This window comes from Mesorhizobium sp. WSM4311, assembly GCF_002295115.1.
Taxonomy (GTDB): Bacteria; Pseudomonadota; Alphaproteobacteria; order Rhizobiales; family Rhizobiaceae; genus Mesorhizobium.
The window spans coordinates 666,846-679,745 of record NZ_NSFV01000004.1; the positions used below are offsets into that span (position 1 = coordinate 666,846).

The window sequence follows — 12,900 nt, forward strand, 5'->3', positions numbered from 1 at the left end:
AGAGCATGAGGAATTGTGTGGCAATCAGGCCGCTGCGGAATTGTTGCTGGGTTCGTGATTGTCGTTTGCCATGCCTGGATACCAATTCTCGAAGCAGATCGGTGGACGCCCTTTCCATCGAACCGCATCCCAGCTTAAGCGGAGAACATCATGATTTCACCCTACACGATCAACATCCCTGACGAACGGCTCGCCACGATCAGAGCCAAGGTCGAGGCTTATGACTGGAGCCAGCTGCCGGATGCGGGAGGCTGGTCGGCGGGGGTCAGGGTTGATGACCTCAAGCGGCTCGCCGCTTATTGGCGGGACAGCTACGACTGGCGTGCGGTCGAACGGCGGCTCAACGCACTCCCCAACTTCACGGCCGACGTGGAAGGCGAGCACCTCCACTTCGTTCATGTGAAGGGCGACGGCTCCAAGCCGCCCATCCTGCTTCTCCACGGCTGGCCGGGCTCGCATCTCGAATTCGAGCGGCTCTTGGAGCCGCTCGCCGCGGACGGGCACGATGTTGTCGTCCCCTCGCTTCCTGGCTTCGCGTTCTCCAACCCGATCACGGGCCCGATCGGCCCGCGGCGGGCCGCTGCGCTCGTGCATGGGCTGATGATCCAACTGTTCGGCGACGCGCGGTATTTCATTCAAGGGGGCGATTGGGGCCACGCCCTCGCGGTCTGGGCAGCGCATGATCGACCGGACGCTCTGCTCGGCATCCATATCAACATGATGACCGTGCATGCGGAGGATGCCGCTCCGACGACCGACGAGGAGAAGTCCTTCGCCGCCAAGCGGGCCGCGATTGCCGATCGGGAGAGCGCCTACTTTCACGAGCAAGCAACCCGTCCGCAAACGCTCGGCGTCGCGATGGCCGACAGCCCGGTCGGAGCGGCGGGCTGGATACTCGAAAAGTTCGGCAAGTGGGCCGATCTTCCGACAACCGCCGATGGCGCCCCCGACATCTGGAGCAAGTTTTCCGAGGAGGAACTCCTCACCAACATCATGCTCTACATCGCGCCCGTATCGTTCGTGACTGCAACCTGGATCTACTACGGCAGCCGGCTTGAGGAGTCGCGGATGCTTCCGGCCGGCACCCGCATCCAGGTGCCGACCGGCGTTGCGGCCTTTCCCGATCCGGTGTTCTTGCCGCCGCCGCGCTCGTTCGCGGAGAAGACCTACAATATCGTGCATTGGACCGACATGCCGCGGGGCGGGCATTTCGCCGCGCTGGAAGAGCCGGAACTGATGCTGGCCGACCTGCGCGCCTTTATCGCGACGGTGTCGGTAGCGCGCTCCTAAAGGTGGAGATCTCCGTTTCCGAAGCGGGGGGCGGGCGCTGTCGGCGCAGGGCTTCAATGCCCTGCGTCGTCAAGACCGCATCGGCGCAGGCCAGCTGTGAAGGGCGATCGACCGTCTTGGCCTGCTACCAATCTACAGCGCCAAGACCTGCGTTACCTAACCCGTAACGCCATCTATACGCCGCGACGGCAGGCGTGGCGCGTGCGACAGGTTATGGTGGAACTGTGGCGCTGCAAAGGGCTCTTGGTCGAGTTCTTACTCGCATTCGTCCTGTAGAAAGCAAACTCTCTTGAATACCGCTTTTTGGCGCAATCGCGACCTATAACGCAATCGCCGCCATGTCCGCTTTCGGGAAATCGCAACGCCGGCCTTCGCGACCGAGATGAGGCGCGAAGCCGTCGTTCGCGTCTGGAAAACGTACGTCGGCTTCGGGTCAGACTTTCCGTTCCCACCGGTCTTTGCAGCACTGACCCAGATTCGTCACGGAAAATATCGCGGGGTCTCCGAATGTGGGGAAAGGCGGCAGCACTCTCGCGCTGCCATAATCAAGCAAGCCAATCTCATGAGCCGATAGATCCTATCCCCCCGAAATGGGCAGCCTTCGGTTACCGCGTCATCGTCGAGCAGAGCTCCATTGCATTTTTCCACAGGAAGGTACGTCGAAATTGGTACGGTCTGTTGTGCTTCCGTAGTGCTTCCGCGCAAAAAACACGAGGACACTTGCGAAAATCGTGATCGGATAAATATTTGATATTTATGTTAAATTTGGCGCACCCGACAGGATTCGAACCTGTGACCTCTGCCTTCGGAGGGCAGCGCTCTATCCAGCTGAGCTACGGGTGCTTTCAGGATCAGCGATCTTGAAAACGAACCAGCCGGTGAACCGGCAAGTCACGGCTTCTTAGCGGAAGCCGGCGCGGGCTTCAACGGGCAATTGGCGATTGCGCACGCGGCCGGCCCTGCGCAGGCTCCCTGCCCTTATGGGGCGTTCAGCCCCTTCAAAAGGTTCACTGGACCTTTTGAGCCGCCCAAGGGCGGACCGGGTCTTCACCGTTCGGCATTCGAAAAGCCAAGCAATTGGCTTTTCGTCCGCTTCGCGGATCACGCCTCACTGCCCCGCCTTCACCACCCGCCTGCCGCGCACCGCCCGCTTCACCTTCTTCGTACCGGCAAGCTCGTTCATCGCGTCGAGCTGCATCTGCTGCATCTCGGCCAGGCGCGTCCATTGGCGGGAGATGAGGTAGTCGAGCTTTTCGTGCAGGTGGCGCACTTCGAGCTCGGCCTTGAGGTTGACGCGGTATTCGTTGAAGGAACGCAGGCGGTCTTTCACCTCCTGGCGCTTCTGGCTCATCATGATGACCGGCGCCTGGATGGCGGCGATGCAGGAGAGCAAGAGGTTGAGCAGGATGAAGGGATAGGGGTCGAAGGCGCCGCCGATACCCTCGAACAGATTGACGCCGATCCAGACCAAGAGCACGGCGGCAAACGAGATCAGGAACCACCAGCTGCCGCCGAAGGCCGCCATGTTGTCGGAAACGCGGTCGGGGAAGGTGCGGTGCTCCTCGAACTCTTCTTCCGAGTTTTCGGAAATCGTGTCCTGCCGGGCGATCGATTCCACCACCTGGCGGTCGAGTTCGGAAAATTCGCCGTGCTCCTGCTGCAGCAGCTCCTCCATGTAGCGCATGCGGTAGCGGCCAAGCTCCTCGCGGCTGATGCGGGCGCCCCTGGGCAGGTCCGGATGGTCGGAGCGGATGCGGTCGGCCAGGCTCGGGCGCAGCGTGTCGATGCGCACCAGGTCGCGCTTGTGGAATTTGCGGCCCGAGATCGCCGACGGCTTCTTTTTCGCCTTTATGCGCGACGCACCCAGGCCGGTCGGTTCGGAATCCGGCACTTCGGGCGTGTCGAAATGCTCTTCCGAGCCCTCGTGCAGGTCTTCCGGCGTGATCGGCGCCTCGAAATATTCGCCGCCGCTGTCGTTCTCGGTGTCCGCCGCCTGCTGCTCGGGTGCCTTGGGAACGGTGCTCATGGTGCGGGCTCCTGCTGTGGCGCTGCTGTATCTGAGGATACGCCGAGGCGACGGGGCATATCCACTGTCGGATTGCGCTGCCTATGCCATGGCTTCCAGACGATTGCGTGACAATCGGATAACAATAGCCGGCTGCGGGTTTTTTGACTGTTGGGGGTTGGGCGAGGTGTCCTCCAACGTCGTCATCCACGGGCGGAGCGAGGGGCGGCAGCGGCGTCGCGAAGACCCGAGGATGACGAAGTGAGGGGGAGGCTGCGCTCTTGTTATTGCTGTTCGGCGAACATCAGCCTGGTCTTGCTGTCGGCCGTGGTCGGCGACAGGCTGCGCTGGATCAGCGCCTCGACATGGTCGTTGCGCTGGCGGGCTGAGTCGGCGCCCATCACCACCACGATCAGCTGGCGGCCATCGGCATTGTAGGAGGTGACGATGTTGAAGCCGGAGGCCCTGATGTAACCGGTCTTGATGCCGTCGACGCCGCGCACGCGGCCGAGCATGTCGTTGTGGCCGCGCACCAGCCTGCCGCGGAACATGAAATCGCTTTCGGAGAAATAGTGGAAATGCTGGGGGAAGCGCTGGCGCAGCGCCATGCCGAGCACCGCCATGTCGCGGGCTGTCGTCATCTGGCCGTCGTCGGGCAGGCCGGACGCGTTGCGGAAGGTGGTGCTGGTCATGCCGAGCGCGCGCGCCTTTGATGTCATCATGGCGGCGAACTGGTCCTCCGTGCCGCCGAGATATTCGCCGACCGCCACCGCTACGTCATTGGCGGATTTGACGACGATGGCGCGGATGGCGGAATCGACGTCGATCGTTTCGCCGCGCCGGAAGCGCATCTTGGTCGGCGGCTGCGAGGCGGCGTGGTCGGAGACGGGGATCTGCGTTTGCTTGGTCACGCGGCCGGACTCCATCGCCTCGAACAGGAGGTAGAGTGTCATCATCTTGGTCAGCGAGGCCGGATAGCGCTGCGCCGTCGAGTTGACCTCGAACATCTGCTTGCCGGTCCTGACGTCGACGACGATGGCGGCATATTTCTGCGGCGGTGCAGGCACGGCCAGCACCTGGTCCGGCGGGGTCGTGGTCGAGCAGCCGGCGACCATCAGCAACAGGCCAAGGGCGATGAAAACTCTCTGGAGAAGCGGGAAGGGACGCAATTTGGACAAGGGCGGGTTGGACAAGGGCGGGACTGTTCTGGCGATGCTGTTGCTGAGATAAGGCGAAGCTAACGTAACGCGCTGGATGCGTCCATTTGGTTAATGGCTGTTAGTCCCAGGATTGTCGAGCCCGACCCTCTTCCTCGCCCCCGCCTCTTGCGGGGGAGAGGTGGCCGCGAAGCGGCCGGAGAGGGGGAATTCGTAGGGCATGGCCTTGCAACAGATCGCTAACCGGCGAGGTCGGCGCAGCCCCCTCTCCGTCTCGGTTTCGCCGAGCCACCTCTTCCCCACTCCCGTGGGGCGAGGAACTTGAGCCCTTTATCCGCCCCGAAAACGCCTGTTTCTGTGTCTTTCCTTGCCAGAGCCGCGTTTCCTGTGGGAAGGGGCGTGGCATTGGCTGGCTTGGGGGGTGGCATGACGAACATCGGGGCCGGGGGCGCAGCGCCCTCGCTTATCAAGGCATCGCTCAGCCGCACCGGCAAATGGGCCGGCAGCGTCGCTTTCATCAGCGGCGCCGTTGGCGACGTGCTCAATCCGCTGGCGCCGTTCGCCGCCTATATCGCGCTGGTCGCGGCCATCGCGGCGGCCATCATCGCCATTGCCATCGTGCTCAAGCTGGTGCTGGCGGCCAAGGCGCTGCCGGCGCTGTTATTCGCCACCAGCGCGGCGGCGGTTGCCGGCGGCGTCTATGCGGTGCAGCAGGAGACCAATTCGCAGAACGGGGTCATCGCCGGCCTGGTGCCGGCGATCGCGCAATTGCAGCAGTCGATGGGCATCGTCTCCGAAAAGGTGGCCAGGATCGAGCAGACGGTGACGCAGACGCAAAAGACCGTCGAAGAGGTCAAGAAATCGACCGACACGGTTGCCCGGAAGACCGACCAGATCGCGTCCACCCAGCAGCAGCAGACGCAGCAGGGCGCGCAGACGCAGAAGACCGTCGAGGCGGTCAAGCAGACCACCGACACGCTCGTCGCCGGCCAGCAACAGCAGCAGGTCCAGGCCGAAAAGCTGCAGGCGACCACCGAGCAGATCGCCGCCTCGATCGACACCATAGCCAAGGGGTTTGCCCAGTTGGCGGCGCAGGGCGGGGCGATCGCCGAGCCGAAGCGGCCGGACGAGTTCTACCACAATGCCCGCGTCTATGAATTGTCGGGCGACATGCTCAACGCCCGGCGCTCCTACCTCGCCTTTGCCGGCTTCGATGTCGACGCCATCGACCCCTATACGCGCTTTGCGACGCTGCTTCGGGTGCAGGACGGCAAGGCGGGCGCCCGCGAAGTGTTCGGGCAGCTGGCCGACAAGGGCAAGGCGCTGTCGATCAAGCTGGTGCATATATTGCAGTTCGAGGACGCGCAGCGGCTGGATAAGCTCAACGCCTTCGTCACGGCCAATCCCGACTATGCGCCGGCCTATTTCCTCAAGGCGCAGGAGTTTTCGGAAGACCGCCTCGGCAGCCAGACGCTGACCGACAAGCGCAGCGAGGCGCAGGCGCTGACCAAGTTCGTGTCCTACGAGAAGGATGGCGGGCTGCTCAAATATTTCGTCGACCAGACGCAGCTCGCCGACTGGCTGGAGCGCAGCCGCAGCCGGCTGGCAGCACTTGGCGACGTGCTCGACCCCGCGCGCTTCGCGCCTTCGCTGACGCCGATGCGCTCCAACCAGGGCTGGTCGATGACCATTTCGCTGCCCGAGCCGGCGACCGCGATTTCCTGGCGTCTCGGCGACAGCGGCCCGTTCACCGACACCGGCTTCCTGGCGATGAAGGACCAGAGCACCGGCAAGCCGATGGCCAATCCGAGCTTCGAACTGCCCGACAGCACGGCGGCGACCACGATCGGCATAAAATATCTCGACACCAGGGGCCGCGAGACCGGCCCGTTCGACATACGCTTCGATCCGGATGCCGCCCTGCAGCAAGGCGACAAGCAGATCCTCGACCAGTTCTGGACGTCGTGGATCGCCTTCGACTCCGGCGGCAATCATGGCCTGGTCTATTTCACCCAGATGCTGTCCTACCGCTGCGCCATCAAGGAGGTGCATTACAGCCTGAACGGTGCCGCGCTTGACAAGTCGCTCGAGATACCGCCTTGCGACAAGAAGGACCCCTACGCCATCCCCTACGACGCCAAGGGCTATTTCAAGGTCGCCGACAGCGTGAAATCGATGTCGGTGCAGGTCACCTACACCGACGGGACGAAATCGCCGGTGCGGGAATACAAGCGGCAGTAGCTCTGCTTACCCTCCCCCTTGTGGGGGTCCGAAGGACGGGCGAGACTCGTGACTCGCCCCGGCACGTCGATCCGCATAGCGGATCGGGGTGGGGGAGGCCGGCCCCACCCCATCCGGTCGAACGATCTTCGCTTCGCTTCGACCGCTCGCCGACCCTCCCCACGAGAGGGAGAGTGAGGCGAGCTGATGCGAAATGCCCTGGTGGCCGATGCAGCCCCGGTGGCGCAACAACCAGTTTCTATGGAAATGGCCGACACCCCGGGTCCCGCGTACGTCAGCCGGGCCTGGCAGATGGCGCTTGTTAAAACCAGAGTTCGCCGCATGCTGCGCGGATATCGGCGAGTTCGCCGGTCAAAATCCAGTTGGGCACATCAACGACGCGACCACGGTCGCCAGAGAAGAAAGGTGGAAACGATATGCCGCGCCCAAGCCGGGCCTCCGGCATTCGCACTCAGTGTCGCATCTCAGCTAATGTACGGAGACGACGACATAACGTCCGCCGGAGGGCTGATAATAGGCGGCGCCGCAGTGCCATAGCAGGATGCCATTGACCGAGGTCTTCGCACAGGCCGCAGGCAGCTTCGTCACGTAGACAGTTGAACGGCGGATCACTCGGCGTGTGGTACGTCTGGCGACCCCGGCGGCGCTGCCAGGCGTGAGCGGATGCCCCACTCTTGCTTGAGCGTAGCCGACGAAGGGGGAGAACGGCGCAACCGGATCGAGCAGGCCGACAAACATTATTGCGGCAACCCCGGCAGCGCTGGTTAGCTTCAAGACAATTTTTTTCATTGTTGATCCTCCCAAGAGGGAGGGAAACTACCTTTCGAGTGCACCCGCCGCTATCCGAATTGCGCAACTCCGATAAAACTGATTATCGGTCCCGTGATGGCACAGCACTATTCGATCGGCGCAGGCTGGCAATCCGTTGCATCGGCCGACTTCAGGCGCGGCCACGATATTCCCGCACGAAGGAATGTTTCCTTGGGGGATTCACCAAACAGTTGCCGATAGCTCGTCGCGAAACGTCCAAGGTGGGTAATCCCAACATCCATCGCAACCTTCGTGACATTCAGGCCATTGGCACGTGCAGTCGTCAGTTGCCGTCTGGCTTCGTTTAGGCGGAGAGTGCGTATGAATTCCAATGGACTTGCCGCGAATGTCGCACGAAATGCGTACTCCAGTTGACGACGACTCACGCCGACTTCCCTGCACAACCGAACGATCGGTAGGTCTTCTCGAATGTGGACGCGGATGAAATCCTCAGCCGTCCAGGCTTGGCGGAGATATCGACGTGGAGAATGATCGATCGCGAGTGCACGACCATCTGCAATAGCCCGAGCCCCACCCAGCGCTCCCAAATATTCCAGGAATGCATCGGGGGGCTGCTCCAGTTGAATTGAATCGCCAGCGGCTGCCACGAGATTGTTCGCAGTCGCCTCCACCTGGTTCCGGAGAATTCGTGCTTGGTTGATTGAGAGCCTGACGGCCTTCGGATGATCGGCGACCTGGGCCGCGAACATTCCCACGGCAAGCGCCTGAATTTCAGCCCAGAGGGCGGTCGGAATCACGGAGGCCGCATAACTAAGACCGGGCTGGATAGTTGCGGTTATCATCGTGCCAGCGGGGATTGTGACGACCATGCCGTCCTCAAGTGGAATGCGGCAGATTGTCGATCCGCAGGCGCGCTCCACGGCCAATACGACCACTGAGTCGCTATCCAGTCCGCCATTGGCATGTACGGTGCAATTGAAGTTGGCCAGGTCAAGCGCCCACTTGCCATGAGATTGAATTTGTCGGATGCGTGAGGGTGCCCCGCCGGCCGAAAGCTGGTCAATTTTCACCAGCATTCCCGAGGCTGCGCTTCCAAGTTGGTCCGGGCCAAGCTGCACATCCCTGTGCGAAGGCGATGAAGGCCACGAGGTCAAGAACCTGATCCTTTGCTCAAAGCGGATAGCAACGCAGTTATATTAGGGATAGCTTATGCTTAAATTGCGCCAAATCAATCGGCGCGAAAAACGTTGCCGATGCGAAACTGAGAGGCAGAATTCCGCGGCTACTGGGCACAGATCGCGACATACGCGATGGCCATGGCAAGCCTAGACTAGAGATGGGCAGGGACATCGATCTGCTGTCGATCTGGAATAATCAGGGCTTACCAGCGCACTTGCAGCAAAGGTTGGGAGAAACGTGCAAGCGCGTGGATGAGATCATCCGCGTGCAGGCAAGCAGAATACAAGCCAGTGGTGTAAGCGCGTCGCTTGCTGGGAGGCAGTCCGAGCTACATCGCACATCAGGGAGCCTGCATGAAAACGGCCAATGCCTCGCCCCTAAACTACGGCTTTCTCGCTAGCGACCAAGTGCAGACCGGTAGCCTGCCGCCCGAACTCATCGCCAGCCTGGAGGCATTGCCCGCCTATCATACCGCTTGCTTCTACTTGTCCGAGCCGCACAGATCATACCGCTCGACGAGCTCGCAGCATCGCGAGCCACGAAGGCGTGGCGAACGCGAACGTGTTCATGAGGCAGGCTGCGGCTGGTGAGATACCCCGGCGAGCTCCCTTAATCTTGCGATTGAAGCTCTCGGCGCAACCGCCTATGCGGAAAGCATGAGGGCATGGTCTGCGCCGATCTGAACGTGGTCGAGCAGGCCTTCGGCGCCGAGATCGACTATGGTGCGATGTTGATCAAGCGGTGCGGCGAACCGGAAGCGCCATAGCCCTACAGCCCGGCCGTCTGCCCTGGCGCGGCTAAGACGCGTATTGAAAGCCAATCCTGATCCGATGCGTGTCGGCACTTCCCAAATCAAGCCCGCCGATCTTACCATGCGCATCGCAAACCGCGGCTCTAGCCTGGGGGATTAGATGTTAGTGGCTTTGGGACGGCCTGAATGCCGTTTTCCTGAAATGCCTGCTGCACGGCGATCAAAACGGCACGGCGGATCATGAAGTTTCTGCCCGCTTTCGCCTTGAATTTGGCCCGGATGACCAGCGTGCCGTCCTCAACCTCGGCAATTCCCTGGCTTTTGAACGGCTCGAGCAGATCTGCAGCAAGTTCCGGGTTGGCCGAAATATCCTGGCCGATCTTCTTGAAAATCTTGCGAACTTTGTCGACATCGGTGTTGAATGCAACGCGAAAGGTCAGTTTCTCGATCATCCAGTCGCGGCTGAAATTCTGAATCTTGCCAATCGAGCCATAGGGGATTGTCGCCAAGGCGCCGCGCTGATGGCGCAGGGAAACCGACCTGACCGAGATTTTTTCCACGGTTCCTTTCGCGCCTGACGTTTCGATATATTCGCCGAAGCGGAATGCATCGTCGATCAGGAAGAACAGCCCGGAGACCAGGTCCTTCACCAGCGTCTGCGAGCCGAAGCCGATGGCCAGCCCGAACACACTCATGCCGGCGATCAGCGGCCAGACATTGATCCCGATCGTCACCAGGATCGAGAGCAGCGCCAAGGCCAGAATGCTCGATTTGCCGACCGCGTTGAGCAGCGGCATCAGCGTGCCCAGCCGTGAACGCGGCGCACCCTGCACCTCCTCGTCACCCCCTACGGCGGGCAACTCCGCGCGCAAGGCACGAGCCGTCCCTGCCCCGACCACGTTCCAAAGAAACGCCGCCCCCAACATGATCAGCGCCACCCCAGATGCGCCCTTGGCGACCTCTCGGAGATCTATGCCGAACCCGGCAGCAAGCGGTGTCGCCCATAGCGTTCCCAGCATGGCAACAATGATAGCCACGACGGTGAAGCGGGCGGTCTGGCGCCCTGCCGCTGCCAGGATCGAGATGTCAGGTGACTCCAAACCGCGCTGCGCCCAGTTCCCGATCATTGCGTCGACATGCGGCGCGGCGAGAAACATCAACGCGGTCAGCAGAACGGCCGACCCACGAAGCGATGCTCCCAGGGTCACCGCGGCCTGAGTGCTGAGAAAGGTGATTATCAGGAACGCGATCACGATTGCCGGCCACATTTTGGCGAGACGGGTGCGCCAGCGGCTTCTGGGCCGCGGACCGGCGACGGCGACTGCCATTGTGCGTCTGTGCCGCCATACCGCCCATGCAAACAGAAGGTAGATCGGAATTGCCACGCCTGTTCGCAGCAGATCCCCCAAGGCCGGCCCGACGCTCAAGAGCCGCAACGTCGCGACCAGCGTAACGGCGATGATCGCCAGGCCAATGGCAAGCGAGAGGTCGCGCACGAGCGCCGCCAGATGGATGGAGCGCTCTGCGAACTCGGTTCGCCGCGATGCCATCAAGAGTGATCTGACGGCGGCGAGGATGATTAAGCCGAGCACCGTCGCCACAGCCCAAAGGCGAAGGGTTTGCAAAGGCACGCCAGAACCGCCCAGCAGCCGCGCCGCGATGAAACCGACCACCAGAGCCACCACAGTAGCCGTCGCACCCGCAAAGAATCTGCGCCATCCACTCCTTGTGGCGCTCGTCTTCTTGAACCGCCGGGCAAGCAGGATGAACACCCCCGCGACGAGCGCAACAAGCAACACAATCTCGAACAACAGCACAAGCAAAGGCGTCCCCCCGGCCGCGAGCGAAGCCTTCAGGTTTTCAAGTTCGACGGGGACGTCGGCCAAAGCGGCAAGCCGCGCGAACAGTCCGGAAACGAAACGCTCGGTGAGCTGTTCGACCCCCCAAATCAACGAAGGAACGTCTGTTTCCGCCATCGTGTCCACGAGTTCTCCCCCTTCAGCGCCTCGCCCGTAGTAACCGACAAGTCCTGCGCTTCGGTTCTCCAGTACGGATCATTCGGTAGTCGCATCGCCCTTCAGGATCGTTTCCAGTTCGTCGGGCCGGGGTTTGCCCGCTTTCCCCTCGACCGTCGTAACGGTCCCACTGACCGTCGCTGCCGCGGCGTTGCCAACAGTGTCGACCGTGCCGGCAACCATCAGACCCAGCTTGTCACCAAGGCCTACTCGCGAGTCGGTCATGATTTGACCGGAACCCAATTGTGCGCCCAACAACTGAACGATTTCCGGGCTTTCGGCAAACTTGCTGTGGTTCAAGCGATCGTCGGTCTTCACGTCGGTCAAATCGAGGACGGTTATTCCGGCTGCCTCCAGCTTCGATTTGTACGGCTCCTTTGACGGATCAGCCTGCCCAACCCGATCGACATTGCCTGCAATCAGACGCGAGACCGCAAGCGCCCGATCATCCCGTGAAACTGTGATCGTGAATTTCGGTTTTTTCGGTCCAAGTTCGGTCCACTGGCGACCAAAGACATCCACATCGAGGTCGGGAGATGCAAGGATGACGTTCCTGATCTTGGGCGAAACCTGCCCGTCCTCCAATGCCATCTGCCTCAGCGATTCCATGGCAAGCCATGTTCCCATCGAGTGAGCCATGAGGGTGATGTCCGTCACGCTGCGGTCGTCCGCCAAGGCCTTCAACGTTCGCTCGAACGCAGTTCGTGAGAAATTGGTGCTTTCCTTGTCGTAGTTGTAGCCGAGCACGCTGGCGCGCGAAGGCCACGTGAAAAGAATAGGCGCGACCCTTGCTCGCGAGTCATGCACAAACTGCGCGAAGCGAAAAACCGAATCTTCGTAGCGGTTGTTGAAGCCATGTACGAATACGAGAACATGGCCGTTCGAATTGTGAGAATATAGCCATTTGTGAGCCTCGGGAATCGACAGATTCTTCACGGCAACAACAGCGAAGTCCCTTTCGGGATTCGGTGGCAGCGTTTTTGGCCATTCGACCGTGCCGGGCGCCCGCTTCGGCGGAATTGAAATGGTCAGATCGGTCATGGAAAGCGTCGGGCTGCGCTCGCCTGTAAACAGGGTCGCTGGGTCGCCGGAAGGCTTGCGGCTGGTTGCGACCAGCATCGTTACATCCGATGCCGCCGACGATACCAGATTCGCGGGGATTGGCGCCAGAACGCCTTCTGGTCCTGCTCCGCACGCCGTCAGCGTGAGAAACAGAGCTGATATACCCCATACGGACTGCCTACCCACCCATTTAGACTGTGCCATTGCCCTTCTTTGCCCTTGCGGGTTATGCCAGCCGAGCTTCCGGACTCTTCCCTCACACCGGACGCACGATGCAGCGGAAGCCGAGGTGGCAAGTGGAGGTGTCTATCGCCTGCGCCATGCGCGCGGCGGGACGATAACGCCGGCAGTAGTTGGGCGCGCAGAGGAAGGACCCGCCCTTGGTGACCTTGCGCGGAATCCTGATGTCAGGCGTCAGCGGATCGTAGC

Annotated in this window: 9 protein-coding genes and 1 tRNA gene; 2 read left to right on the top strand and 8 right to left on the bottom strand. The window is 61.5% G+C overall.

The window, feature by feature from the left end:
• The first annotated feature begins 150 nt into the window (after window positions 1–150).
• The gene (locus tag CK226_RS13990) at window positions 151–1,290 is read left to right on the top strand and encodes an epoxide hydrolase family protein (RefSeq protein WP_095792141.1); all 1,140 of its coding nucleotides are present in this window, start codon (window positions 151–153) and stop codon (window positions 1,288–1,290) included.
• A gap of 766 nt (window positions 1,291–2,056) precedes the next feature.
• Here the strand turns inward: CK226_RS13990 and CK226_RS13995 are convergent.
• The 3 genes from CK226_RS13995 to CK226_RS14005 form a co-directional block, all read right to left on the bottom strand.
• Window positions 2,057–2,133, bottom strand: a tRNA-Arg gene (locus tag CK226_RS13995).
• Window positions 2,134–2,398: 265 nt separating this feature from the next.
• The gene (locus tag CK226_RS14000; RefSeq protein WP_095773179.1) at window positions 2,399–3,316 is read right to left on the bottom strand and encodes a DUF1003 domain-containing protein; all 918 of its coding nucleotides are present in this window, start codon (window positions 3,314–3,316) and stop codon (window positions 2,399–2,401) included.
• Window positions 3,317–3,579: 263 nt separating this feature from the next.
• Window positions 3,580–4,473 carry a D-alanyl-D-alanine carboxypeptidase family protein gene (locus CK226_RS14005; RefSeq protein ID WP_095773180.1) on the bottom strand — a complete coding sequence of 298 codons (894 nt, stop codon included), beginning with the start codon at window positions 4,471–4,473 and terminating at the stop codon, window positions 3,580–3,582.
• Window positions 4,474–4,878: 405 nt separating this feature from the next.
• Here CK226_RS14005 and CK226_RS14010 point away from each other — a divergent pair, with 405 nt between their 5' ends.
• A complete protein-coding gene (locus CK226_RS14010) occupies window positions 4,879–6,693 on the top strand; it encodes a chemotaxis protein (protein WP_095792142.1) in 1,815 nt (604 codons plus the stop codon).
• Between the two features lie 468 nt (window positions 6,694–7,161).
• On the opposite strand, the gene CK226_RS14015 is transcribed toward CK226_RS14010, so the two are convergent.
• The 5 genes from CK226_RS14015 to CK226_RS14035 all read right to left on the bottom strand — a co-directional run.
• Window positions 7,162–7,482 carry a hypothetical protein gene (locus CK226_RS14015; RefSeq protein WP_095773182.1) on the bottom strand — a complete coding sequence of 107 codons (321 nt, stop codon included), beginning with the start codon at window positions 7,480–7,482 and terminating at the stop codon, window positions 7,162–7,164.
• Window positions 7,483–7,589: 107 nt separating this feature from the next.
• On the bottom strand, window positions 7,590–8,540 hold the full coding sequence (locus CK226_RS14020) for an AraC family transcriptional regulator (RefSeq protein ID WP_095773183.1): 951 nt from the start codon (window positions 8,538–8,540) through the stop codon (window positions 7,590–7,592).
• 997 nt (window positions 8,541–9,537) lie between these two features.
• Window positions 9,538–11,370: a mechanosensitive ion channel domain-containing protein gene (locus tag CK226_RS14025; protein ID WP_095792143.1), complete on the bottom strand. Its 1,833-nt coding sequence runs from the start codon at window positions 11,368–11,370 to the stop codon at window positions 9,538–9,540.
• Window positions 11,371–11,448: 78 nt separating this feature from the next.
• A complete protein-coding gene (locus CK226_RS14030; protein WP_095792144.1) occupies window positions 11,449–12,675 on the bottom strand; it encodes an alpha/beta hydrolase in 1,227 nt (408 codons plus the stop codon).
• A 52-nt stretch (window positions 12,676–12,727) separates the two neighbouring features.
• Window positions 12,728–12,900, bottom strand: a 173-nt coding sequence (locus tag CK226_RS14035; protein WP_143750384.1) for an SUMF1/EgtB/PvdO family nonheme iron enzyme, incomplete at its 5' end; no start/stop codon positions are given.